The organism is Streptomyces sp. SudanB5_2050 (assembly GCF_964272335.1).
GTDB lineage: Bacteria > Actinomycetota > Actinomycetes > Streptomycetales > Streptomycetaceae > Streptomyces > Streptomyces rochei.
In genome coordinates this window covers 2,342,489-2,366,123 of sequence record NZ_OZ186760.1, presented here as the reverse complement: position 1 = coordinate 2,366,123, position 23,635 = coordinate 2,342,489, and the positions used below count along the sequence as shown (strand labels likewise).

The window sequence follows — 23,635 nt, the reverse complement described above, 5'->3', positions numbered from 1 at the left end:
ACGCCCGCTCAGGACGTGACCGGCTCGCCCGTGTCCACCGCCTCCGTCGCCTGGGCCGCGCGCCGGGCCTCGTCGGCCACCTCGTCCGCCGTGAGCACGTAACCGGTCCGGGCGTCGGAGGTGGAGCGGGCGAAGACCACGCCGTAGACCCGGCCGTCGGTGGTCAGCAGCGGTCCTCCCGAGTTCCCGGGGCGGACCGTGGAGCGGACCGAGTAGATCTCCCGGGTGACGTTCGCGTCGTTGTAGATGTTCTGGCCGGTGGCCCTGATCCGGTTGGCCACCGTCGCCGCCCGCAGGTCCAGGTCCCCGTCCTGCGGGTAGCCGGCGACCACCGCCGCGTCACCGCGCTCCGCGTCGTCGTCGAAGCGCAGCGCGGGCGCGGACAGGTCCGGCACGTACAGCACCGCCACGTCCTTGGCCGGGTCGAAGAGCACCACCCGCGCCTCGTGCGTCGGCCCGACGCCGCCCACCCGCACGGTCGGGTCGTCGATGCCGGCCACCACATGGGCGTTGGTCATCACGTGCTCCGGCGCGTAGACGAAGCCGCTGCCCTCCCGGCCCTGGGTCCCGGCGACGCCCTCCACCTTCACCGTGCTGAGCTTGGCCGCCTCGGTGGCCGCGGGCGTGACACTGTCCCCGGAGGGCTCGGCGACCTGGGCGGTCGACTCGTTCTCGAAGGGATTGAACACCTGCGGGAAGCCCGCCTCGGTCAGCGCCGACGTCGCGCCCGAGAACCACGCCGGGGTGGTGTCCGGCATCGCCCGCTGCACCGCGCCCAGCAGCGTCGAATCCCGGATCGCCGAGGTCAGCAGCGAGGACGAGGACGCCGCCAGGACGCTGGCGGCCACCCACGCCACGATCAGCGCGGCCGCCGCGTTGGCCACCGCGCCGCCGATCCCGTCGGCCACCCGCAGCGGACCGGCGTCCAGCTCCCGGCGCAGCCGCAGCGCCAGCCGCCCCGCCAGCTCGTGGCCGGCCACCGCCGGCAGCAGCACCGTGACCACCGCGGTCACCGTCGCCGCCGTCGAGCCCGGTGTCACCAGGTCCATCACCCACGGCAGGACCCACACGCCGATCACCGCGCCGCCCACGAAACCGGCCAGCGAGACACAGCCGGCCACCAGCCCGCGCCGGTAGCCGGAGGCCGCGTAGGCCAGCACCACCAGCGTCAGCACGATGTCGAGCAGGTCCACACGAGCCGCCTTTCCGCCGGGCCCGCGCCGGGCCCCGAACCCTGAGTACGTGCCGGACGGGCCCCGTGATCAGCCCGGGTTCACCCGGAAAACGTCGTGGACCGCGGTGATGGTTCCACCGGGTGGCACAGCACACGTCGCGGGCGGGACCGCGGCACCGGAGAGTGGGACCATGCGGGTCTTCCGAGGACGGCGCGGGGCCCGGCGGCGGCGTGCGGCTTCCCTCCCCGGCGTACCCGGCGCGGCTCGCGCGCGTGAAGGGGCGAGGCGTGCGCGCGGTGAGGCGCGCCCGCCCGGCGGTGCGTGGCGGGAACGCGGTGGTGGGGCGCGCGTGCCCGGCGGTGCGTGGCGGGAACGCGGTGGTGCGGGGCGCGGGGCCGGCGGACCGGGCGTGGTGCCGGTGGTGCTCGGCTGTCTTCCCGGGCTCGCCGCCGTCGTCGCCCTGGCGCTGTGCGCGAACGGAGTGGAACGTGCCGCCGCCACCGACCCCCGCCCGGCCGCCGACCGCCACACCGCGCCCCGGCCGTCCGTCGTGCCCCGGTCGGTCTGGCTGGGCGGGTCCGCCCGGTCCCAGCCGCCGCCGCGCTACGACGACGAGGTCCTCGCCGTCTTCGTCCACCACACGGACACGCCGAACGGCTACGACTGCGCCGACGTGCCGGCCATCCTCCGGGGCGTCTACTCGGGCCAGACCGGCGCCCGTGACTGGGACGACATCGGCTACAACTTCGTCGTCGACCGCTGCGGCACCATCTACGAGGGCCGCGCCGGGGGCATCGACCGCGCCGTCACCGGCGCCCACACGCAGGGCTTCAACCACCGCACCACGGGGATCGCCGCCCTCGGCACCTTCACCGCCGGCGTGCCGGTGCCCGACGCGCTCACCGACGCGATCGCCGCGCTGGCCGCCTGGAAACTCGGCGGGACCGGCACCGACCCGCGCGGCGAGGTCCGCCTGGTCTCCAGCAACGGCCTCAGCCGGTACGCCGCCGGCGCCACCGCCACGCTGCCCGCCGTCGCCGGCCACGACGAGGGGTACCAGACCAGTTGCCCGGGCGAGGCCCTCCGCGCCCGGCTCCCGGAGATCCGCGCCACGGCGGCCCGGCTCCAGGGCAGGCCCGGCTGACCTGCGGCGTCCACCGGCGCCGCCCCGGTTCCACAGGAACGGCACAGCCCGCGCCCGGCCCACCCGAAGCCGGGCCGCCTACGGTCGTCCCGACGGACCGACCGGAGGTGGGGACCATGAGCGACAACAGCAGCGGGACCGAGCGGGCGGACACCCGAACCCCCGGCCGGGCCGTACGCCGGGCGGTGCGCGGCCCCTGGACCGTGCTGTGCGCGGTCGCCGCCGTGCTCCTGGGCCCCGCCACCGTCACGGCCTCCGCCCTGGAGGAGGCCGACGCGGCGCCGCCGCACCGGGCGGTCGGGGCCGATCCGACGCGGGCGTACCCGCCGTCGGACACCGGCCGCCGCCGGACCGCCTGAGACCGCGCTCCCGGCCCCCGCGGACCTCAGTCCCGCCCGAACCGCTCCCACAGGCGCGGGAACCGGGCGGCCAGGGCCCGGTCGTCCTCCAGGTCGATCGGGGTGCCCAACGGCTCCGCGGGCGCGGGCGCGATGCCCAGATCGGGCGCCACGACGCCGGTGAGCTGCTCGTACGCCTCGTCGGCCGCGTAGCCCAGCTCCTCGCCGTCGCCGTCCAGCTCCTCGTCGAAGTCGTCCAGCAGCTCGGCCAGCGAGTCGGGCTCGTGCACCGCGCCCTCGTAGACCTCGCGGCCCTGGCCGATCAGCCAGCAGCGGAAGTAGTCGAAGGCGTCGTCGCTCGCCCCGCCCAGCAGCACCCAGGCGGCGCCCCACAGGTCCCAGGTGCAGGCGCGGTTGTAACGGGCCTCGAAATGGCGGGCGAAGTCGAGCACCAGGTCGGGGTCCAGCCCGAGGAGCCGCTCCACGAGGAGATCGGCCTGCTCCTCGGGGTCGCCGTCGGCGCCCTGCCGGGTGGCGTCGATCAGCTCCCAGAACTCCGTCTCGTCCATCACGGGTCCAGCATCGGCCCTCGGCGGGAGCGGCGCACGCGGAGTGCGGCGGATCGTTATGTGGCGGCCGCACCCTCGTCCCCGTACAGCGCCGCCGACCGCCGGGCGTCCGCGGCGAACCGTTCCCGCAGGGCCGCCGGCGCCAGTACCTCCACCTCCGGCCCGAGCCCCCGCAGCTGGGTGTGCGCGACCTCCTCCGACTCGACCGGCAGCGTCGCCCGCACCCAGCCGTCCGCGTCCGGGGCGTCCGCCCCGTCCAGCGCCTCCCGCGCGGACAGCGCGTCGACGGCGTACGGCAGTTGCCGCACGCCCCGGGGCGACAGCCGCACCACGACCTCGGCCCGCAGGATCGAACGCGCGAACTGTTCGGCCCGCTCCGACCAGAACGCGGGCAGGTCGAAGCCCTCGTCCCGGGCGAACCGCGCCTCACCGGGTTCCACCGCCGAGAACCGGTCGATGCGGTACACGCGGAAGGGCCCGTCGCCACCGCCGTCCGCCGCCGCGACCCGCGCGCACAGGTACCAGACCCCCGCCTTCAGCACGAGGCCGTACGGCTCCAGCTCCCGGACCACCTCGTCCTGCCCGCGCCGGTAGCGCGCGGTGATCGGCCGGTCGTCCCAGACCGCGTCGGCGACCGCGGGCAGCAGCTCGGGCGTCTCCGGCTCCCGGAACCAGTTCGGCGCGTCCAGGTGGAAGCGCTGCGCCGCCGTGCGGGAGGCGTCCCGGAGGGAGGGGAGCAGGGCCGCCGACACCTTCAGACGGGCCGCCGACGCGGCGTCCTCCAGCCCCATCTCGCGCAGCGCCCCGGGCACCCCGGACAGGAACAGAGCCTCCGCCTCACCCCGGGCGAGTCCCGTGAGCCGGGTGCGGTAGCCGCCGATCAGCCGGTAGCCGCCGGCCCGGCCGCGCTCCGCGTACACCGGCACCCCGGCCTCCGACAGCGCCTGCGCGTCCCGGGTGACCGTGCGCTCCGACACCTCCAGTTCCCGGGCCAGTTCGGCGGCGGTCATGGTCGGGCGGGACTGGAGGAGCAGCACCATCTTGATGAGCCGGGCAGCGCGCATCCCCACATGATGCAGGAGAACGCGGGAGGCCCCCGCCGCGGCGGGGGCCTCCTTCCGGTCCGTGCACGACCTCCACGGGCCGTGGCGCTCTACAGGCCGTAGCGCTCGCGCGCCTCCTTCACGGCCGTCGCCTTGACCTCGCCGCGCCCGGCGAGCTGGGCCAGGGCCGCGACCACGATGGACTCGGCGTCGACGCCGAAGTGGCGGCGGGCGGCCTCGCGGGTGTCCGACAGACCGAAGCCGTCGGCGCCCAGCGAGGACCAGTCCTGCTCGACCCACTGCGCGATCTGGTCCGGGACCTGGCGCATGTAGTCGGAGACCGCGAGGACCGGGCCCTCGGCGCCCTGGAGCGCCTGGCGGACGTACGGCACCCGCTCCTCGCCGCGCAGCAGCGCCGCGTCGGCCTCCATCGCGTCCCGGCGCAGCTCGGTCCAGGAGGTCGCGGACCACACGTCGGCGGCCACGCCCCACTCCTCGCTGAGCAGCTGCTGCGCCTTGAGCGCCCAGTGGATCGCCGTGCCGGAGCCCAGCAGCTGGATGCGCGGGGCGTTCGCGGCCGGGGTCAGGCCCGCCGACTCCGCCGTGTTGAAGCGGTACAGGCCCTTGACGATGCCCTCGTCGATGCCGAGGCCGGAGGGCTTGGCCGGCTGCGGCAGCGGCTCGTTGTACACCGTCAGGTAGTAGAAGACGTTCGGGTCCTCGCCCGGGGCCGCCTCGCCGTACATCCGGCGCAGACCGTCCTTGACGATCGTCGCCACCTCGTACGCGAAGGCCGGGTCGTACGTCAGCGCCGCCGGGTTGGTCGCCGCGATGGCGGGGGAGTGGCCGTCCGCGTGCTGGAGGCCCTCACCGGTCAGCGTCGTGCGGCCCGCCGTGGCACCGACCAGGAAGCCGCGGCCGAGCTGGTCGCCGAGCTGCCACATCTGGTCGGCCGTGCGCTGCCAGCCGAACATCGAGTAGAAGATGTAGAACGGGATCATCGCCTCGCCGTGCGTCGCGTACGACGTCGAAGCGGCGATGAAGTCGGCCATCGAGCCGGCCTCGGTGATGCCCTCGTTGAGGATCTGGCCGTTCTTGGCTTCCTTGTAGTACATCAGCTGGTCGCGGTCGACCGGCTCGTACGTCTGGCCCTTGGGCGAGTAGATGCCCAGGGACGGGAAGAGGCTCTCCATACCGAAGGTGCGCGCCTCGTCGGGGACGATCGGCACCCAGCGCTTGCCGGTCTCCTTGTCGCGGACCAGGTCCTTGACCAGGCGGACGAAGGCCATGGTGGTCGCCACGTTCTGCGAACCGGAGCCCTTGTCGAAGGAGGCGAACGCCTTGTCGGCGGGCGCGGGCAGCGGCGCGACCGGGTGCACCCGGCGGGCCGGGGCCGGACCGCCGAGGGCCGCGCGGCGCTCCTGGAGGTAGCGGACCTCCGGGGAGTCGGCGCCCGGGTGGCCGTAGGGGACCACGCCGTCGACGAAGTCGCTGTCCTTGATCGGCAGACCGAGCAGGTCGCGCATGTCCTTGAACTCGTCCACCGAGAGCTTCTTCATCTGGTGGTTGGCGTTCTTGGACGCGAAGCCGCGGCCGAGGGTGTGGCCCTTGACCGTCTGGGCCAGGATCACGGTCGGCGCGCCCTTGTGGGCGAGCGCGGCCTTGTACGCGGCGTAGACCTTGCGGGACTCGTGACCGCCGCGCGAGTAGTGGAAGCACTCGAGGATCTTGTCGTCGGACAGCAGCTTCGCCATCTCGGCGAGCTGCGGGTCCTTGCCGAAGAAGTCCTCGCGGATGTAGGCGGCGTCGCGGGTCTGGTACGTCTGCACCTGTGCGTCGGGTACCTCGCGCAGGCGGCGTACGAGCGCACCCGTGGTGTCGAGCTGGAACAGCTCGTCCCAGGCCGTGCCCCACAGCGACTTCACGACGTTCCAGCCGGCGCCGCGGAACTGGGCCTCCAGCTCCTGCACGATCTTGAAGTTGGCGCGGACCGGACCGTCGAGGCGCTGCAGGTTGCAGTTGATCACGAAGGTCAGGTTGTCCAGGCCTTCGCGGGAGGCGAGGGTGAGCGCGGTGGTGGACTCCGGCTCGTCCATCTCGCCGTCGCCGAGGAACGCCCACACGTGGGAGTTCGTCAGGTCCTTGATCCCGCGGCTGGTCAGGTAGCGGTTGAACCGCGCCTGGTAGATCGCCGAGATCGGACCGAGGCCCATGGAGACGGTGGGGAACTCCCACAGCCAGGGCAGGCGCCGCGGGTGCGGGTAGGACGGCAGGCCGTTGCCGCCGGCCTCGCGGCGGAAGTTGTCGAGCTGCTCCTCGTTCAGGCGGCCGTCGAGGAAGGCGCGGGCGTAGATGCCGGGGGAGGCGTGGCCCTGGATGTAGAGCTGGTCGCCGGAACCGTCACCCTCCTTGCCCTTGAAGAAGTGGTTGAAGCCGGTCTCGTACAGCCACGCCGCGGAGGCGAAGGTGGCGATGTGGCCGCCGACGCCGTGCTTGCTGCCGCGGGTGACCATCGCCGCCGCGTTCCAGCGGTTCCACGCGGTGATCCGCTGCTCCATCTCCTCGTCGCCGTCCACGGTGGGCTCGGCGGAGGTGGGGATGGTGTTGACGTAGTCCGTCTCGAGCAGCTTCGGCAGGGCGAGGCCGGCGCCCTCGGCGCGCTCCAGCGTGCGGCGCATCAGGTACGCGGCACGGTGCGGCCCGGCCGCCTTGGTGACGGCGTCCAGGGAGGCCTGCCATTCGGCGGTCTCCTCCGGGTCGCGGTCCGGGAGCTGGTCGAGCTCGCTCGGCTGGATGGCTTTGGGGTCGGTCATGTCGCCGCCTTCCTCAGTCGAAGGGGGTTCCCTCATCGTCAAGGGTTCGGGGGTGCCCTAGGTCTTTGGCAGGACAGGGCTGGGGCTCTGGTGGAAGCCCGTTGGTGACTGTAACTCCCTGATCGATGATCGATCAAAGGGTTGAGGGGCAAAACCTCTTGATCACGAGAAAGTCGGCACGGGGTGCCTCCGGCGGTGGCACGGGGTGACCTTGGAGTCGAGGATCTGTGCAGGTGAGGCGGGGTGGGCGCGGATGAGCCCGGGGGCGGGGCGAGAGGGCGTCCGCGGGTGCTCCGGGGCCGAACGCGCCGTTCCCCGCGCCCCCTGAACGGGGCGCGGGGAACGGGGCGAAGGGCGGACGGGACGGGGCGGCGGGGCGAAAAACTCAGGCCCGGGGAGCGCAGCCGAGGACGTGGGCCTTGACGATCTCCGGGATGCGTGGGTCGCGGCGACGGAAGGCGGCCACCAGCTCCTCGTGCTCCTCCGCGTACGACTGCTGCACCGTCCCCAGCCACCGTATCGACAGCGCCGTGAACACCTCGATGCCCAGCCCCTCCCAGGTGTGCAGCAGCACCGAGTTGCCCGCCGCCCGCACCAGCTCCCGGTGGAACCCCACCGTGTGCCGCACCTGGGCCGTCCCGTCGGACGCCCGGTCGGCCTCGTACAACGCGGCGACGTGCGGTTCGAGGGCCGAGCAGTCCTCGGCCAGCCGCTCCGCCGCCAGCTCCGCCGCGATCGCCTCCAGGCCGGCCCGGACCGGGTAGCTCTCCTCCAGGTCGGCGGCGGTCAGGTTGCGCACCCGCACGCCCTTGTTGGGCGCGGACTCGATCAGCCGCAGCGACTCCAGCTCGCGCAGCGCCTCGCGGACCGGGGTCTGGCTGACCTCCAGCTCCGTGGCGATCCGCCGCTCCACGATCCGCTCGCCCGGCTGCCAGCGCCCGCTGATGATCCCTTCCAGGATGTGCTCGCGGATCTGTTCGCGCAGCGAGTGGACGACGGGCGCGGTCATGAGAGCTCCTTCGGAAGGGTCCCCTTCGGACCCCGGGGGCGTTCGACGCTTAGACAATACGGCCGACGCGGCGGGCGGGAAGGGCGCACGGGGGCGCTTTTACGCAGGTGAGACGAGACTTACACAGCGTGCCCCGCACGGCGCGCGGCGGCGACCCGGTCCGGAAACACGACGGTGCCCCCGCCCCGGAAGCTCCGGGCGGGGGCACCGTACAGGCCCACGGGCAGGGGGATTACAGGCCGAGCTCGACCTCGAACTCGCCCGCCTCCAGGATCGCCTTGACCGCCGTCAGGTAGCGGGCGGCGTCGGCGCCGTCCACCAGGCGGTGGTCGTAGGACAGGGTCAGGTACGTCATGTCGCGGACGCCGATGACCGGGCCGTCCTCCGTCTCGATGACGGCCGGACGCTTGACCGTGGCACCGATGCCGAGGATGGCGACCTGGCCCGGCGGCACGATGATCGTGTCGAACAGCGCGCCGCGCGAACCGGTGTTGGAGATGGTGAAGGTGGCGCCGGCCAGCTCGTCCGGGCTGATCTTGCTGGCCCGGACCTTGCCCGCCAGGTCGGCGGTCGCCTTGGCGATGCCGGCCAGGTTGAGGTCACCGGCGTTCTTGATGACCGGGGTCATCAGGCCCTTCTCGGAGTCCACCGCGATACCGATGTTCTCGGTGTCGAAGTAGGTGATGGTCCCCTCGGCCTCGTTGATCTTGGCGTTGATCGGCGCGTGCGCCTTCAGCGCCTGGGCCGCGGCCTTGACGAAGAACGGCATCGGCGAGAGCTTGACGCCCTCGCGGGCCGCGAACGCGTCCTTGGCGCGGGCGCGCAGCTTCATCAGACGGGTGACGTCGACCTCGACGACCGACGACAGCTGCGCCTGCTCGTGCAGGGCCTTGACCATGTTGTCGCCGATGACCTTGCGGATGCGGGGCATCTTGACGGTCTGGCCGCGCAGCGGGGAGGCCTCCAGGGAGGGGGCCTTCTTCGCGGGGGCGGCCGGGGCGGCGGCGGGCGCCGGAGCGGCGGCCTTCGCGGCCTCGGCGGCGGCGATGACGTCCTGCTTGCGGATGCGGCCGCCGACGCCGGTGCCCTTGACGGTGGACAGGTCGACGCCGTTCTCGGCGGCGAGCTTGCGCACCAGCGGGGTGACGTAGGCGCCGTCGTCCACCGGCTGGGCGGCGGCCGGGGCGGCCGGGGCCGGCGCGGGCGCCGGGGCGGAGGGGGCCGGGTCGGGCGCCGGGGCGGTCTGCTGCTGCGGAGCCGGGGCCGACGGGGCCTGCGGAGCCGGAGCGGCCGGGGCCTGCTGGGCCGGGGCGGCCTGCTGCGGAGCCGGGGCCTGGGCGGGCTCGGGCTGCGCGGGGGCGGCCGGGGCCTCCTGGGCCGGGGCGGCCGCCGGAGCGGCGCCCGCCTCGCCGATGACGGCGAGCTTGGCGCCGACCTCGGCGGTCTCGTCCTCGCCGACCACGATCTCCAGCAGGGTGCCGGAGGCGGGGGCGGGGATCTCGGTGTCGACCTTGTCGGTGGACACCTCGAGCAGCGGCTCGTCGGCCTCGACGCTGTCGCCCACCGACTTCAGCCAGCGGGTGACGGTGCCCTCGGTGACGGACTCGCCGAGCGCGGGCAGGACCACGTCCGTGCCCTCGGCGGAGCCGCCGCCGGCGGAAGCCTCGGCGGTGGGAGCGGGCGCCGGGGCGGCCTGCTCGGTGGAGGGGGCGGCCGGGGCGGGCTCGGGGGCCGGCTCGGCGACCTGCTCGGCCTGCGGGGCCTGCTCGGCGGCCGGGGCGCCGGAGCCGTCGTCGATCAGCGCCAGCTCGGCGCCGACCTCGACGGTCTCGTCCTCGGCGACCTTGATGGAGGACAGCACGCCGGAGGCGGGGGCCGGGATCTCGGTGTCGACCTTGTCGGTCGAGACCTCGAGCAGCGGCTCGTCGGCCTCGACACGCTCACCCTCGGCCTTCAGCCAACGGGTGACGGTGCCCTCGGTGACGCTCTCGCCGAGCGCCGGAAGGGTTACGGAAACCGCCATGGTTTCGGTTGCTCCTTACGAAATTGCGGAAGTCTGTGTCGTCGCGCCCAGTGACCGAGGGAGGTCAGTCGTGGGAGTGCAGGGGCTTGCCGGCCAGGGCCAGGTGGGCCTCGCCGAGCGCCTCGTTCTGCGTGGGGTGGGCGTGGACGAGCTGGGCCACCTCGGCCGGCAGCGCCTCCCAGTTGTAGATCAGCTGGGCCTCGCCGACCTGCTCGCCCATGCGGTCGCCGACCATGTGGACGCCGACCACGGCACCGTCCTTGACCTGGACGAGCTTGATCTCGCCCGCGGTCTTGAGGATCTTGCTCTTGCCGTTGCCCGCCAGGTTGTACTTCAGGGCGACGACCTTGTCCGCACCGTAGATCTCCTTGGCCTTGGCCTCGGTGATGCCGACGGAGGCGACCTCCGGGTGGCAGTACGTCACCCGCGGCACGCCGTCGTAGTCGACCGGGACGGTCTTCAGACCGGCCAGCCGCTCCGCCACCAGCATGCCCTCGGCGAAGCCGACGTGCGCGAGCTGGAGGGTCGGGACGAGGTCACCGACGGCGGAGATGGTCGGGACGTTGGTCCGCATGTACTCGTCGACCAGGACGTAGCCGCGGTCCATCGCGACCCCGGCCTCCTCGTAGCCCAGGCCCTGCGAGACCGGGCCGCGGCCGATGGCGACGAGCAGGACCTCGGCCTCGAACTCCTTGCCGTCGGCGAGGGTGACCTTGACGCCGTCCTGGGTGTACTCCGCCTTCTCGAAGAAGGTGCCCAGGTTGAACTTGATGCCCCGCTTGCGGAAGGCGCGCTCCAGCAGCTTGGAGCTGTTCTCGTCCTCGACCGGCACGAGGTGCTTGAGGCCCTCGATGATCGTGACGTCGGTGCCGAAGGACTTCCACGCGGAGGCGAACTCGACGCCGATGACGCCGCCGCCCAGGATGATCGCGGACTTCGGCACGCGGTCCAGGACGAGGGCGTGGTCGGAGGAGATGATCCGGTTGCCGTCGATGTCCAGGCCCGGCAGCGACTTCGGCACGGAGCCGGTCGCCAGCAGGACGTGGCGGCCCTGGATCCGCTGGCCGTTCACATCTACGGAGGTGGGGGAGGACAGCCGGCCCTCACCCTCGATGTAGGTCACCTTGCGCGAGGCGATCAGACCCTGCAGACCCTTGTACAGGCCCGAGATCACGTCGTCCTTGTACTTGTGCACGGCGGCCACGTCGATGCCCTCGAACGTGGCCTTCACGCCGAACTGCTCGCTCTCGCGGGCCTGGTCGGCGATCTCGCCCGCGTGCAGCAGGGCCTTGGTGGGGATGCACCCCTTGTGCAGGCAGGTACCGCCGACCTTGTCCTTCTCGATCAGGGCGACGTCCAGGCCCAGCTGCGCCCCGCGCAGGGCCGCGGCGTAACCACCGCTGCCACCGCCGAGGATCACTAGGTCGAAAACGGTGCTGGCGTCGTTCGCCACGTCACGTCCTCCATGCATGTGCGCCACGCCGGTCTCCAGTGACCGGTCGGCGGCTGGTGTCCGGCCGCTCTTTGTTCTCGGCCCTTAGGTGGGGCCCTGTCCTGCCGAGCCCCATCTTCGCACTTGTGGAGGGCCGACGAGACGTGGGGCCGGTGTGTGAGACGCCCCACGTTCACTCGTAGCGAAGGCGGGGGAGACGTCCCCGGGGGCGCGGGCGACGGCGCGACGGGCCGCGACCGACCCGCGGCCGCGCGATCACCCGCACCCCCGGTCCGGTGGGAGTCCCTAGCCCAGATCCCCCGCGGCCGCCAGCTCGGCGACCCGCACCAGGGTCCGCACCGCCGTACCCGTACCGCCCTTCGGCGTGTACCCGAACGGTCCGCCCTCGTTGAACGCCGGACCCGCGATGTCCAGGTGCGCCCAGGCGATCCCCTCGCCCACGAACTCGCGCAGGAACAGACCGGCCACCAGGCCGCCGCCCATCCGCTCGCCCATGTTGGCGATGTCCGCCGTCGCCGAGTCCATGCCCTTGCGCAGGTGCTCCGGCAGCGGCATCGGCCACGCCGGCTCGCCGACCTCCTCCGCCGCCTCGTGGACCGCGGTGCGGAAGGCGTCGTCGTTCGCCATGACGCCGTACGTCCGGCTGCCCAGCGCCACCATCATGGCGCCGGTCAGGGTCGCCACGTCGATGATCGCGTCCGGCTTCTCCTGCGAGGCGGCCCACAGCGCGTCGGCGAGCACCAGCCGGCCCTCGGCGTCGGTGTTCAGCACCTCCACCGTCTTGCCGCTGTACATGCGCAGCACGTCACCCGGGCGGGTGGCGGAGCCCGACGGCATGTTCTCGGCCAGCGCCAGCCAGCCGGTCACGTTGACCTCAAGGCCCAGGCGCGCGGCGGCGACGACCGCGGCGAACACGGCGGCGGCGCCGGCCATGTCGCACTTCATCGTCTCGTTGTGCCCGGCCGGCTTCAGGGAGATGCCGCCCGAGTCGTAGGTGATGCCCTTGCCGACGAAGGCGAGCGACTTCGTCGCCTTGGACGAGGTGTACGACAGCTTCACCAGCCGCGGGCCGGACGCCGAACCGGAGCCGACGCCCAGGATGCCGCCGTAGCCGCCCTTGACGAGCGCCTTCTCGTCGAGCACCTGCACCTTGATGCCGTGCTCCTTGGCGGCGGCCTGCGCCACCGCCGCGAACGCCTCGGGGTTCAGGTCGTTCGGCGGGGTGTTGACCAGGTCGCGGGCGCGGTTCAGCTCCTCGGCGACGGCCGCGGCACGCTCGATCGCCGCCTTGTACGCCTTGTCGCGGGGCTTGCCGCCCAGCAGCGCGGCCTCGGCGAGCGGCGCCTTGCCGCTCCTGGCCTTCGCGTCCTTGCCGTTCTCCTTGTAGGCGTCGAAGGAGTACGCGCCGAGCAGCACGCCCTCACCGACGGCGCCGGCGTCGGCGGCCTCGGCGAGCGGCAGGGCGAACGCGGCCTTCTTGGAGCCGGCGAGCGCGCGGGCGGCCGTACCGGCGGCCCGGCGCAGCGCCTCGGCGTCGAAACCGGCGTCCTTCTCGGGCTCGGCGCCCAGGCCCACCGCCACCACGACGGGTGCCTTGAAGCCGGACGGCGCGGGCAGCTTCGTCACCTCGCCCTCGGCGCCGGAGGCACCGAGGGTCTCCAGGACGCCGGCGAGCCGGCCGTCGTACGCCTTGTCCACGGCCTCGGCGCCCGGTGCGACGACCGGTCCCTTGGCGCCCTTGGCGACACCGATCACGATCGCGTCGGCCCGCAGGCCGGGCGCCGCGGCGGTGGAGAGAGTGAGAGCAGTCACGGTGGTGAATTCTCGCTTCCGTATGAAGTCCTGTACGGCCGAATGCGGGTGGGTCGACCGGGCCCGACAACCGACCCTAGATCCCTCCTGCGATGCGGTCCTTACCTGGGCAGGCAAACACCCGGCACGAGCCTACGCTCGCGTTCCCGCCCGTTCCCTCCCGCGCCCCGTGTTTGTCACGCCGCCGGGGGCGTACGAGATCATTACGGGAAGCCCGCGGATCCCACACCTGGAGCACGCCCCATGAGACGCCCGGTCCTGCTGACAGCCCTGCTCCTGCTGCTCGCGGGCTGCTCCTCGGCCTCTCCCGACGACGGGCGGGACGGTGCCGGTCACTGGCAGCCGCGTCCCGGCACCGCCTGGCAGTGGCAGCTCAGCGGCAAGCTGGACACCTCGGTCGACGTGCCGGTCTACGACATCGACGGCTTCGACCACACCGGGGCCACGGTCGCCGGGCTGCACGAGGACGGCCGCAAGGTCATCTGCTACCTCTCCACCGGTGCCTGGGAGGACTTCCGCCCCGACGCGGACCGTTTCCCGCAGTCGGTGCTGGGCGAGGGCAACGGCTGGGAGGGCGAGCGGTGGTTGGACATCCGCGCGACGGACGTCCTCGAGCCGCTGATGGCCGAGCGGATCGACATGTGCCGGGACAAGGGCTTCGACGCGGTCGAGCCGGACAACATGGACGGCTACAAGAACGAGACCGGCTTCCCGCTCACCGCCGACGACCAGCTCCGCTACAACCGGCTGATCGCGAGGCTCGCCCACGACCGGGGCATGGCCGTCGGCCTCAAGAACGACCTGGACCAGATCCCGGAGCTGGTCGACGACTTCGACTTCGCGGTCAACGAGCAGTGCGCCCAGTACGGCGAGTGCGCCGACAACCGGCCGTTCGTCGACGCGGACAAGGCGGTCTTCCACGTCGAGTACGAGCTGCCGACCGAGCGGTTCTGCGCCGAGTCGCGGGAGCTGGGGCTGAGTTCGATGCGGAAGAAGTACGAGCTGGGGGTGTGGCGGGAGGCCTGCTGAGGTCAGCCGAGGACCAGCACGACGAGGGCGGTGGTGGCCGCCGTCTCCGCCACCGCGCCGAAGACGTCGCCGGTGACCCCGCCGAAGCGGCGGACGCAGTGGCGCAGGAGGAGTTCGGCGACGGCGACGGCGCACAGCACGGCGAGCGCCGTGCGGACCGCGTCGTACGCCCCGAGGAACGCGCCGGCCCCGGCCGCCGACGCCGCGACGACGGCGGTGACCGTCGCGGCGGCGCCCGTCGGCACCACCCCCGCGACCGCCGCCCCCAGCCCCTCCGGGCGGGCGGCGGGCACTCCGGTGCGGGCGGCGAGGGTCAGTGCCAGCCGGGCGGCGGTCGCCGAGACCACGGCGGCGAGCGCGCCGTGCGCCCAGGACGCGTCGTAGACCTGCGCCAGCGCGGCCACTTGGGCCAGCAGGGCGAAGACCAGGGTGAGCACGCCGAAGGGGCCGATGTCCGACTGCTTCATGATCCGCAGCGCGTCCTCGGCGGGCTTGCCGCTGCCGAGTCCGTCCGCGGTGTCGGCCAGCCCGTCCAGGTGCAGACCGCGGGTGAGCACGGCGGGCACGGCGGCGGTGGCGACGGCGGCGAGCAGGGCGCCCGCGCCGAGGAGCAGCAGCAGGAGCCCGGCCGCGGCGGCCGTGACACCGACGGCGAGGCCGGCCAGCGGGGCGCACAGCATGCCGGCGCGCGCCGCCTCGCGGTCCCAGCGGGTCACCTCGACCGGGAAGACGGTGAGGGTGCCGAAGGCGAAGCGGAGGCCGTCGGGGGAGGGGGTCCTGAGCACCGGCGCAGACTACCCGGCGGTCGTGCGGGCGTCGGCGGCGACCGGGGGTGACCAGGGGTGGCCGGGGATAAAGTGCGCATATGGGAGATTGGTGGCAGCGCAACATCATGGAACCCGGGAAGCTGCCGCTGCTCCTCGCCCTGGCGGCCTTCACGCTGACGTTCGTGATCACGAGGGTGGTCACCCGGCTCATCCGGGCGGGCAAGGGGCCCTTCGGCAACGTCCGGGCGGGCGGAGTGCACGTGCACCACGTGGTCCCCGGGGTCGTCCTCACCGTGGTGGGCGGCTTCGCCGCCGTCGCCGGGGGCCGGCACGGGGTCGGCTCCGCGCTCGCCGCGGTGGTCTTCGGGGTCGGGGCGGGCCTGGTCCTGGACGAGTTCGCGCTGATCCTGCACCTCGACGACGTGTACTGGACGGAGGCGGGGCGCAAGAGCGTGGAGGTCGTGGTGGTCACCGCCGCGCTGGTCGGCCTCCTCCTCGCCGGCTTCACCCCGTTCGGGGTGGACGGCATGACGCAGGACGAGCTGCGGGACCGGGCCAACGTCATCGCGACCGTCGCGGGGAACTTCGTCCTCTCGCTCCTGGCCCTGGCGAAGGGCAAGACGCGGCTCGCGGTCTTCGGGGTGATCGTGCCGTTCGTCGCCCTGATCGGCGCGGTCCGCCTGGCCCGGCCGGGCTCCTTCTGGGCCCGCCGCTTCTACGGCCGCCGGCCGCACGCCCGGGCCAAGGCCCACCTGCGGGCCTACCGCCACGACCGCCGCTGGTCCGGGCCGCGCCGTGCGGTGCAGGACTGGATCGGGGGGCGTCCCAACGCGTAGGCCTCCGGCGGTTGCGCGGGGGTGCCTGCGGCGGCCTGTGCGGGTTCGTGGGTGGGGGTGCCTGCGGCGCCGGTGCGGGTTCGGTGGGGGTGCGCGTAGCGCGTGCGGTGGGTGGTGGTGCGGGGCCGTGCCGGGGGGTGTCCGTCCTCGGAACGGCGCGGAATCGGTCGGCCACAGAAGCCGGGGGCGTTGACGCGCCAACCTCTGCGGGCGGACACCCCCCGACACGTCCCCTCCCCGCCGTACGCGGCTACCCCGCCATGCGGCCTGAGCTGCGGGCGGTCATCCCACCCAGCTGCGGGCAGTCGTGCCGCTGGGGCGGCACGGGTGGGCGCAGCGGCACCCCGCTACGCCGGGCCGCGCGACGCCCCCCGGCCCGCACCCTCGCCGGGTGGCCTCAGGCGTCGTTCTCCTCCTCGCCCCCGTCGGAGAGCTCCGGCAGCTCCGCGGACAGGGCCGCCGCGGCCTGTACCAGGGGGAGCGCCAGCAGACCCCCCGCCCCCTCACCCACCGTCAGCCCCTGGGACAGCAGCGGCTCCATGGCCATCCGGTCCAGCGCCTTGGCCTGGGCCGGCTCCCCGCTGTCGTGCGCCGCCAGCCACCAGTCCGGGGCCCGGAAGGCGACCCGCTGCCCGACCAGCGCGCACGCGGCCGTCACGACCCCGTCCAGGATCACCGGCGTCTTCCGTACCGCGCTCTGCAGCAGGAAGCCCGTCATCGCGGCCAGGTCCGCGCCGCCCACCGTCGCGAGCAGCTGGAGCTGGTCCCCGAGGACCGGCCGGGCACGGCGCAGCGCGTCCCGGATCGCCGCGCACTTGCGCATCCAGGCCAGGTCGTCGATCGCCAGCCCGCCCCGCCCGGTGACGACCGACGCGTCCGTGCCGCACAGCGCGGCGACCAGCACGCCCGCCGCCGTCGTGCCGCCCACGCTCACGTCGCCCAGTACCACCAGATCCGTACCGGAGTCGGCCTCCTCGTCGGCCACCGCCATCCCGGCCCGGAAGGCGGCCTCCGCCTCCTCCAGGGTCAGCGCGTCCTCGACGTCGATGCGTCCGGCGCCGCGCCGCACCCGGTGCGCCGTGACCTCCGCGGGGAGCGACTGCGGGTCGCAGTCCAGGGCCATGTCGACGACCCGCACCGGTACGCCGAGACGCCGGGCGAGCACCGACACGGGCCGCCCGCCCTCGACGACGTCGCGCACCAGCTCGGCCGCACTGCCCGCGGGCCGTGCCGAGACGCCCAGCTCGGCCACCTTGTGATCACCGGCGAAGAGCACCACCCGGGGGTGCTCGACCGGCCGCACCGGTACGACGGACCGTGCCGCGGCCAGCCACTCGCCCAGGTCGTCCAGGCGCCCCAGCGACCCGGGCGGGACGACCTGACGCGCACGGCGCGCCTCGGCGTCGCGGCGCATCCCGCCGTCGGGGCGCTCGATCAGATCGGTGAAGTCGTCGAGATTCAGCGAGCTCATTCGCCGAACAGTACCGGGCGGGATCGAACACCACGGACGGCCCGTACGCACCGCGCCCGGGCGGCGTCGTTGCGCCCCGGGCGGCGATCACCTACGTAACGTTTTGCCTGAATTGTCGTTGCCGCTTTCTCAGCGCGTCGGGAGCCGCCCATGTCCGCACCCCCCGCCCCCTCGGCGCCCCCTCCCGTGCCCGCGGTGCCGCCCGTCCCCCGGTACGGTCCGCACCGCGCGGACTGCCCCTGGTGCGGGTCCCGGCGGCTGCGTTCCCGACTGTTCGGGCAGGACCCGCGCCGGGCCGCTCCCGGTCGGTCCGTCCTCGAACGCTGCCTGGAGTGCGGGCACGGCTTCCGCAACCCGCCGCTCGACTCCGGCCCCGGCCACCCGGTCGTCCGGGCCTGCTTTGCCCTCCGGCACCGGCTGGCCGCCCGCGCGATGCGCCGCCGCTGCCCGGAACCCGAGGGCTGGCTGGACGTCGGCACCGGGGACGCCGACTTCCCCCACGCCGCGCGGGCCTGCTTCCCGTACACCTCCTTCGACGGTCTCGACCCCACCCACCGGGTGCTGCGGGCCCGTGCCGTCGAGCGGATCGAGGAGGCGTTCGTCGGCCGGCTGACGGACCCGCACATCCAGGCCCGGCTGCGGTGCCGCTACGACGTGGTGAGCCTCTTCCAGCAACTGGAACGGGTCCCGGACCCGCGTGCCGAACTGCGGGCCGCGCTGCACGTGCTGCGGCCGGGCGGTCATCTGCTCGTCGACGTGGCGGACCCGCGGCGGCTGCTCGCCCTCCCGGCCGGCGTGCGCGGTGAACTGGCCGCGCTGGGCTGCACGGTGCTCACCGGGCCGCGGAGCCGGCGCGTCATCGCGCGCAAGGGCGCCGTCTCAGCCGCGTAGGACGAGGGCCTGGCCCGCCACCACCAGCAGCACCTGTTCGCACTCGTGCGCGAAGGCGGCGTTGAGGCGGCCGAGTTCGTCCCGGTAGCGGCGCCCGGAGGCCGTGGCCGGGACGATGCCCGAGCCGACCTCGTTCGACACGGCGACCACCGTGCGCCGGGTGGCGCGTACCGCCTCCGTCAGGTCCCGCACCCGGTCGCGCAGGGCCCGTTCGCCGCCGTCGGCCCACTCCGCGTCGTCCCAGGCGCCCACCGCGTCCATCGCGTCCGTCAGCCACAGGGACAGGCAGTCGATGAGGAGGGGCGCTCCGTCGTCCTTGAGGAGGGGGACCAGATCACAGGTCTCGACCGTGCGCCAGGAGCCCGGGCGTCGCTCGCGGTGGGTGCGGACCCGGTCCGCCCACTCGGTGTCCCCGCCCCTGGTGCCGCCGGTCGCGACGTACAGCACCTCCGGGAAGGACTCCAGCCGGCGTTCGGCCTCCACCGACTTGCCCGAGCGGGCGCCGCCCAGCACCAGGGTGCGGCGCGGTACGTCGGGCACGTCCTCGTACGCGCCCACCACCAGCGTGGTCCCGTCCGGCACGGCCCGTGCCCCGGCCGCGGCGAGCCGGCGGGCGAGTTCCCGGCCCGGCGGCACGTCGTGCCCCAGATGGACGGCGACCACGTCCGTGGTGGCGCCCACCGCGCCCGCCCCGCGCAGCCTCGCCAGGGCGTCCGGACGGCCCACGACGTCCGTCAGGACCATGTCGTACGGCTCGGCGGGCTCCTCCAGGCCGGCCGGAGCGCCGCCCGGGGGCAGGTAGAGGAGACGCTGTCCGTCCGGGCCGGTCACGGCGTACCCGGTGCCCGGCGCGTCCATCGCGACCGCCCGCATCCGGTGTCCGGTCAGCAGCGCCAGCTCCCGGCCGTCCGGCACCCGGCTCGGCTGCGGCAGACCGGCCGGCACCTCCAGCGCCGGGCCGTCGTGCGGGTGCGACAGCAGCACCTGGCGTACGCCGGTCAGGGAGTGCCCGGCGCGTGCGGCGGCGAACGCGGCACCCGGGGTGAGGTCCAGCAGCAGGGCTCCGTCCACCAGCAGCGCGGTCGCCGCGCGCGCGTTCTCGCCCTGCGCGGCGGCACAGGCCGCGCAGGGACAGTCGGGGCGGGGGAGTCCCGCGGGGGCACCGGTGCCGAGCAGAGTCACGTCCACGCCCCGATTTTCCCCGGTGGGGCAGTGGTGTGCGCGCCCGAGACCCCCTATGGGGCGGGGGCAGTCCTTTGGGCCTGCTACGACGCGAACGGCTCAGCGCATAGGCTGCGGGCGGAGGCCGGACCAAGATCCGGCTTCCGCTCTGCATGTGCTCACATCTTGGAGGCGTACATGGCGGCATGGACGTGGCGGTTCGAGGCGGCCGACGGGACGGAGGTCCAGCCCGCGGTGCAGCCCGAGGAGTTCACCACGCAAGGGGACGCCGAGTCCTGGATCGGGGAGCACTGGAAGGACCTCAAGGAGGGCGGCACGGACCAGGTGCGGCTGTTCGAGGACTCCACCGAGATCTACGGGCCGATGAGCCTGCACGCCGAGGAGGCCCAGGAGCCGGCGGAGGACTGAGCGGTGCGGGCGGGGGCCGGCCGGCCCCCGCCCCTCACTGTTCGCCCAGCGTCACCTCGGCGGTGCGCTCGTCGCCGTCCCGGGTGTACGTCACCTTCGTCCGGTCGCCCGGCCGCATCGACGCCAGTGCCTCGGCCAGCGAGGTGATCGTGGTGATGTCCGTGTCGCCCAGCCGCACGATGACGTCGCCGGGCCGCAGTCCCGCGTCGTCGGCGGCCCCGCCGTCGCTCACCTCGACGACGGCCACGCCCGCGGGCCGGTAGCCGTCGTCGACGACCGTGCGGGCGGTGACACCGAGCGCCGCGCGGCCCGAGTCGGTCACCCGGCCGTCCCTGATGATCTGGTCGGCGACCGTCCTCACCATCGACGCCGGGATGGCGAACCCGATGCCGGGCGCCGCGCTGTCGCCGAGACCCGGGTCGGTCGCGGCGAGCGTCGGGATGCCGATCACCTCGCTGTCGAGGTTCACCAGGGCGCCGCCGCTGTTGCCGGGGTTGATGGCCGCCGACGTCTGCACCATGTTGCCGATGGTCGCGCCCGTTCCGCCGCCCTCGCGGCCCTCGGTGACGGTCCGTCCGACCGCCGACACGATGCCCTGCGTCACGCTGGAGGAGAGGCCGAGCGGCGAGCCCATCGCCAGCACGATCTGACCGACCTCGGCCTTCGACGAGTCCCCGAAGCGGGCCGCCTTCATGCCCTCGGGCAGCCGGTCCAGCTTGAGGACGGCGAGGTCCTGCTCGGGGTAGGAGGAGACGAGTCGGGCGGTCAGGGCCTCCTCGGTCCGGGCGGTGGTCACCCGGAAGGACCGGCCGTCGCCGACCACGTGCGCGTTGGTGACGACGTGTCCCTCGTCGTCGTACACGACGCCGGAGCCCAGGGAGTCGCCCGCCTGGATCTGCACGACCGACGGGAGGACGTCGTCGATCACCCGCTGGTAGTCGGCCTGCAGATCGTTGGCCGCGGCGGGCGCGGCGGCCTGCGCCGTGTCGCCCTGCTGCCCGGCGCGGGAGCCGGGGGCGGAGCCCGTGCAGCCGGTGAGCAGGAGCAGCGCGCAGGCCAGCAGGGCGGCCGGGGCGAGCGGCCGGGGCAGACGGGTGCGGGAGGCGTCCATGCCCACGAGTCTCACCGCGGGGCGGGGCTCCGGCTCCCGGTGGGCACCCGAACGGGCGCCCGGAAGGGAGGGCCTAGCCCCGGACCCCGCACAGGTGCAGGAGCGCCGCGACACCGCGGTACGGGTCGGTGCGGCCGGCCCGCTCCTCGGCGGCCAGCAGGGTCTCCAGGTCGTCCGGGGGCGCGGCGCCGTCGGGGGCCGTGTCCGTGAAGACCCGGACGCCGTACCAGGTGTGCAGCGGGGCGCCGATGCCGGCCAGCTTCGCCGTCAGCGTCGACAGCCGGTCCGCGCGGACGTGCAGGCCGAGGCGGTTGGTGTACTGGACGGTGTCGAAGGCGGCCAGGGCGCCCGCCCAGTCGCCGTACAGGCCGGGCGCAGCGCGAGCGCGTCGCCGTTGCGCACCAGGAGGGAGAGCAGTCCGCCCGGGGCGAGCATCCGGGCCAGCCCCGCGAGCAGCGGGTCGGGCTCCTCCACGTACATGAGCACGCCGTGGCACAGCACCACGTCGAAGCTGCCCGGCAGGAAGTGCACGCCGGTGTCCCGGCCGTCGCCCTCGACGATCCGCATCCGCTCCCGGATGCCCTCGGGCTGCCCGGCCAGCGCGTCCCGCGCCGCGGCGATCATCGTCGCGTCCCGCTCCAGGCCGGTCACCTGGTGCCCGGCCCGTGCCAGCCGCAGCGCCTGGGTGCCCTGCCCCATGCCGACGTCGAGGACCCGCAGCCGCTTGCCCACCGGGAAGCGGCCGACTATCTGCTCGTCGAGCTGCCGGGCCACCAGCTCCTGCCGTACGACGTCCCGCAGACCCCCCAGCTTGTCCAGCCAGGCATCCGCGGCGCCCCCGGCGAACGGCGTCGTGCTCAGGGCCGCTCCCCGCGCTTGACCTGGGGCTTGGGCAGCCGGAGCCGGCGCATCTGGAGCGAGCGCATCAGCGCGTAGGCCACCGCGCCGCGCCTGCGGTCGTCGGGGAAGCGCTCGGCGAGGCGCTTCTTCAGCCGGAAGCCGGTGACGATCGAGTCGAGCACGATCAGCACGATCACGACCAGCCACAGCAGCAGCGCGATGTTCTGCAGCGAGGCGACCCGGATCATGCTCAGCACGAGGATGATCACGGCCATCGGCAGGAAGTACTCCGCGATGTTGAACCGGGAGTCGATGAAGTCGCGCGCGTACTTGCGGACCGGGCCCTTGTCGCGGGCCGGGAGGTACCGCTCGTCCCCGCTGGCCAGCGCCTCGCGCTGCTTGGCCAGCGCGGTCCGGCGCTCCTCGCGCTGGCGCTTGGCCGCCTCCTTGCGCGTCATCGGCGTATTGGACACGCTGCGGCGCTGGGACTGGGCCACGCTGCGCTTGGGCGTCGGCCTGCCCTTGGGGGCCTGCGGGTCACGGGGCTGCTTGGAGTCGGTCACCGGCGCGCTGACGGCGCTCTGGGCCTTCTCATCCTTGGCACGGCTACGGAACACAAAACCCAAGGGTACGGGGTGCGGGGGTGTGGGCCCCAGCCCGGTGGGGAACGATCCGGCAACGCCGGTCGTCTGTAAGGGGGACAGAGGGGACGTTGCGCACCGCCCCGGACACCGGGGCATTGCGGACAACCCCGGGGAGCACCTACTCCCTACGCCGGACCGGGAGCGTACGCAGTCGTCCTTGGGGATGAGCGCATCCGTCCCCGAACAGTGCGGTAATGGATGCAGGGCCCGTACTGTGGGTTCTGTTGCAGTCGCTGGAGCTGGAGTCGGTCAGAAGGGGGCGCGCGAAGCCCATGAGCGGTGTCATGAAGCGTATGGGGATGATCTTCCGCGCGAAGGCCAACAAGGCCCTGGACCGGGCCGAGGACCCGCGCGAGACCCTCGATTACTCGTACCAGAAGCAGCTCGAGCTGCTCCAGAAGGTGCGCCGCGGCGTCGCCGACGTGGCGACCAGCCGCAAGCGCCTGGAGCTCCAGCTCAATCAGCTCCAGTCCCAGTCGTCGAAGCTGGAGGACCAGGGCCGCAAGGCGCTGGCGCTGGGCCGTGAGGACCTGGCCCGCGAGGCGCTGTCCCGGCGCGCCGCGCTCCAGCAGCAGGTGACCGACCTGGAGACCCAGCACGCCACCCTCCAGGGCGAGGAGGAGAAGCTCACCCTCGCGGCCCAGCGGCTCCAGGCCAAGGTGGACGCCTTCCGCACCAAGAAGGAGACCATCAAGGCCACCTACACCGCCGCCCAGGCGCAGACCCGCATCGGCGAGGCGTTCTCCGGCATCTCCGAGGAGATGGGCGACGTGGGCCTGGCCATCCAGCGCGCCGAGGACAAGACCGCCCAGCTCCAGGCCCGGGCCGGCGCCATCGACGAACTGCTCGCCTCCGGTGCCCTGGACGACCAGTCCGGCATGCACAAGGACGACATCCAGGCCGAGCTGGACCGGCTCTCCGGTGGTACGGATGTAGAGCTGGAGCTGCAGCGGATGAAGGCCGAGCTGGCCGGCGGATCGACCTCGGACCGACAGGCCCTCGAGGGCGGTCAGGGCCAGGGCCAGCAGCAGGACCGGCAGCAGCCGCAGGACACCCCGCGCTTCGACAAGCAGTAGG

20 protein-coding genes and 1 pseudogene are annotated in these 23,635 nt (G+C 73.7%); 7 read left to right on the top strand and 14 right to left on the bottom strand.

Annotation, left to right across the window (positions count from 1 at the left end; all coding sequences use genetic code 11):
- Positions 1–8 precede the first annotated feature (8 nt).
- Positions 9–1,193: a MarP family serine protease gene (locus tag ACFZP7_RS10565; RefSeq protein ID WP_358896410.1), complete on the bottom strand. Its 1,185-nt coding sequence runs from the start codon at positions 1,191–1,193 to the stop codon at positions 9–11.
- A gap of 394 nt (positions 1,194–1,587) precedes the next feature.
- On the opposite strand from ACFZP7_RS10565, the gene ACFZP7_RS10560 reads away from it, so the two are divergent.
- Together ACFZP7_RS10560 and ACFZP7_RS10555 are read left to right on the top strand one after the other, a co-directional pair.
- Positions 1,588–2,319, top strand: a complete 732-nt coding sequence (locus ACFZP7_RS10560; RefSeq protein ID WP_385638413.1) for a peptidoglycan recognition protein — start codon at positions 1,588–1,590, stop codon at positions 2,317–2,319.
- Positions 2,320–2,435: 116 nt separating this feature from the next.
- Positions 2,436–2,678: a hypothetical protein gene (locus tag ACFZP7_RS10555; RefSeq protein ID WP_385634287.1), complete on the top strand. Its 243-nt coding sequence runs from the start codon at positions 2,436–2,438 to the stop codon at positions 2,676–2,678.
- A gap of 26 nt (positions 2,679–2,704) precedes the next feature.
- Here the strand turns inward: ACFZP7_RS10555 and ACFZP7_RS10550 are convergent, their stop codons facing one another.
- From ACFZP7_RS10550 to ACFZP7_RS10520, 7 genes are all read right to left on the bottom strand, one after another.
- On the bottom strand, positions 2,705–3,226 hold the full coding sequence (locus tag ACFZP7_RS10550; RefSeq protein WP_385638410.1) for a DUF4240 domain-containing protein: 522 nt from the start codon (positions 3,224–3,226) through the stop codon (positions 2,705–2,707).
- A 56-nt stretch (positions 3,227–3,282) separates the two neighbouring features.
- The gene (locus ACFZP7_RS10545) at positions 3,283–4,290 is read right to left on the bottom strand and encodes a helix-turn-helix transcriptional regulator (RefSeq protein ID WP_385634286.1); all 1,008 of its coding nucleotides are present in this window, start codon (positions 4,288–4,290) and stop codon (positions 3,283–3,285) included.
- A gap of 89 nt (positions 4,291–4,379) precedes the next feature.
- A complete protein-coding gene (gene aceE / locus ACFZP7_RS10540) occupies positions 4,380–7,082 on the bottom strand; it encodes a pyruvate dehydrogenase (acetyl-transferring), homodimeric type (RefSeq protein WP_019326116.1) in 2,703 nt (900 codons plus the stop codon).
- Between the two features lie 385 nt (positions 7,083–7,467).
- Positions 7,468–8,091, bottom strand: coding sequence for a GntR family transcriptional regulator (locus tag ACFZP7_RS10535; protein ID WP_019326115.1), 624 nt, complete (start codon positions 8,089–8,091; stop codon positions 7,468–7,470).
- A gap of 232 nt (positions 8,092–8,323) precedes the next feature.
- Positions 8,324–10,114, bottom strand: coding sequence for a 2-oxoglutarate dehydrogenase, E2 component, dihydrolipoamide succinyltransferase (sucB, locus tag ACFZP7_RS10530; protein ID WP_030977158.1), 1,791 nt, complete (start codon positions 10,112–10,114; stop codon positions 8,324–8,326).
- Between the two features lie 64 nt (positions 10,115–10,178).
- Positions 10,179–11,567, bottom strand: coding sequence for a dihydrolipoyl dehydrogenase (gene lpdA / locus ACFZP7_RS10525; protein ID WP_019326113.1), 1,389 nt, complete (start codon positions 11,565–11,567; stop codon positions 10,179–10,181).
- Between the two features lie 285 nt (positions 11,568–11,852).
- Positions 11,853–13,379 carry a leucyl aminopeptidase gene (locus tag ACFZP7_RS10520; RefSeq protein WP_127444140.1) on the bottom strand — a complete coding sequence of 509 codons (1,527 nt, stop codon included), beginning with the start codon at positions 13,377–13,379 and terminating at the stop codon, positions 11,853–11,855.
- Positions 13,380–13,622: 243 nt separating this feature from the next.
- Here ACFZP7_RS10520 and ACFZP7_RS10515 point away from each other — a divergent pair, with 243 nt between their 5' ends.
- Entirely contained in the window at positions 13,623–14,408 is a 786-nt protein-coding gene (locus ACFZP7_RS10515; protein WP_385634285.1) for an endo alpha-1,4 polygalactosaminidase, read from the top strand.
- A 2-nt stretch (positions 14,409–14,410) separates the two neighbouring features.
- On the opposite strand, the gene ACFZP7_RS10510 is transcribed toward ACFZP7_RS10515, so the two are convergent.
- Positions 14,411–15,193 carry an adenosylcobinamide-GDP ribazoletransferase gene (locus tag ACFZP7_RS10510; RefSeq protein WP_385634284.1) on the bottom strand — a complete coding sequence of 261 codons (783 nt, stop codon included), beginning with the start codon at positions 15,191–15,193 and terminating at the stop codon, positions 14,411–14,413.
- Between the two features lie 80 nt (positions 15,194–15,273).
- On the opposite strand from ACFZP7_RS10510, the gene ACFZP7_RS10505 reads away from it, so the two are divergent.
- Positions 15,274–16,011: a hypothetical protein gene (locus ACFZP7_RS10505; RefSeq protein ID WP_385634283.1), complete on the top strand. Its 738-nt coding sequence runs from the start codon at positions 15,274–15,276 to the stop codon at positions 16,009–16,011.
- 397 nt (positions 16,012–16,408) lie between these two features.
- On the opposite strand, the gene cobT is transcribed toward ACFZP7_RS10505, so the two are convergent.
- Positions 16,409–17,482, bottom strand: coding sequence for a nicotinate-nucleotide--dimethylbenzimidazole phosphoribosyltransferase (cobT, locus tag ACFZP7_RS10500; protein WP_046251278.1), 1,074 nt, complete (start codon positions 17,480–17,482; stop codon positions 16,409–16,411).
- A gap of 150 nt (positions 17,483–17,632) precedes the next feature.
- Between cobT and ACFZP7_RS10495 the strand changes: the two genes are divergently transcribed.
- Positions 17,633–18,373 carry a methyltransferase domain-containing protein gene (locus ACFZP7_RS10495; RefSeq protein WP_385634282.1) on the top strand — a complete coding sequence of 247 codons (741 nt, stop codon included), beginning with the start codon at positions 17,633–17,635 and terminating at the stop codon, positions 18,371–18,373.
- Here the strand turns inward: ACFZP7_RS10495 and ACFZP7_RS10490 are convergent.
- Entirely contained in the window at positions 18,362–19,561 is a 1,200-nt protein-coding gene (locus ACFZP7_RS10490; protein ID WP_385634281.1) for a bifunctional adenosylcobinamide kinase/adenosylcobinamide-phosphate guanylyltransferase, read from the bottom strand. The two genes, ACFZP7_RS10495 and ACFZP7_RS10490, sit on opposite strands and share 12 nt — an antisense overlap.
- A 171-nt stretch (positions 19,562–19,732) precedes the next feature.
- Here ACFZP7_RS10490 and ACFZP7_RS10485 point away from each other — a divergent pair, with 171 nt between their 5' ends.
- A complete protein-coding gene (locus ACFZP7_RS10485; RefSeq protein ID WP_019327911.1) occupies positions 19,733–19,963 on the top strand; it encodes a hypothetical protein in 231 nt (76 codons plus the stop codon).
- A 34-nt stretch (positions 19,964–19,997) separates the two neighbouring features.
- Here the strand turns inward: ACFZP7_RS10485 and ACFZP7_RS10480 are convergent, their stop codons facing one another.
- The 3 genes and pseudogenes from ACFZP7_RS10480 to ACFZP7_RS10470 all read right to left on the bottom strand — a co-directional run bounded on the left by ACFZP7_RS10480 (position 19,998) and on the right by ACFZP7_RS10470 (position 22,654).
- The gene (locus ACFZP7_RS10480) at positions 19,998–21,074 is read right to left on the bottom strand and encodes a S1C family serine protease (RefSeq protein ID WP_125772286.1); all 1,077 of its coding nucleotides are present in this window, start codon (positions 21,072–21,074) and stop codon (positions 19,998–20,000) included.
- Between the two features lie 73 nt (positions 21,075–21,147).
- Positions 21,148–21,848: pseudogene (locus tag ACFZP7_RS10475) on the bottom strand (class I SAM-dependent methyltransferase).
- 83 nt (positions 21,849–21,931) lie between these two features.
- A complete protein-coding gene (locus tag ACFZP7_RS10470; protein WP_078495035.1) occupies positions 21,932–22,654 on the bottom strand; it encodes a DUF3043 domain-containing protein in 723 nt (240 codons plus the stop codon).
- Positions 22,655–22,842: 188 nt separating this feature from the next.
- Between ACFZP7_RS10470 and ACFZP7_RS10465 the strand changes: the two genes are divergently transcribed.
- Positions 22,843–23,634 carry a PspA/IM30 family protein gene (locus ACFZP7_RS10465; RefSeq protein WP_261698842.1) on the top strand — a complete coding sequence of 264 codons (792 nt, stop codon included), beginning with the start codon at positions 22,843–22,845 and terminating at the stop codon, positions 23,632–23,634.
- The last annotated feature ends 1 nt before the right edge of the window (position 23,635 follow it).